Raw genomic sequence first — 456 nt, forward strand, 5'->3', positions numbered from 1 at the left:
GGCTTTGATCGCGCCACCTTCGTCATTCCAAACGCCGACCTGAAAGCCATCGCAGGCGGCTCGGCGGTGGTGCGCTACAGCCTGGTTCAGACGGGTACGACAAAGAACTCGAAAACCACCAGCATCACCCTCACCGGTTTGCCCGTACAGCTCGCTGCCCTGCAACTGGCTGGCGCCACAGGGGATGTCATCGACCTGAGCATCGTCACCGGCGACCCGGTGACCGTGCGCGCTCCCGCGTACACAGGGCAAACGGCCGGAGACCGGATTTTGCTGCTGTGGGCAGGGGTGGACGCCAACGGAACGCCGGTTATCTACAGCGAGGAATACACCGTGCAGGCGGGGGGTGAAACCGGCGAGGTGAGGTTCGATGTCGACCGCTTGCACTTGGAGCCGCTGGGCGGCGGCACGTTGCAGTTGAGTTATCAGGTGGTCAGGGTGGGCGGCGGTACGCAG

The 456-nt window shown here is 64.0% G+C and carries 1 pseudogene; it reads left to right on the forward strand.

The features are described 5' to 3' along the window. Positions 1-456, forward strand: a pseudogene (locus QMX88_RS29325) (hypothetical protein); the annotation flags it as partial.

It is taken from the genome of Pseudomonas sp. PS02290 (genome assembly GCF_029960075.1).
Taxonomy (GTDB): Bacteria; Pseudomonadota; Gammaproteobacteria; order Pseudomonadales; family Pseudomonadaceae; genus Aquipseudomonas.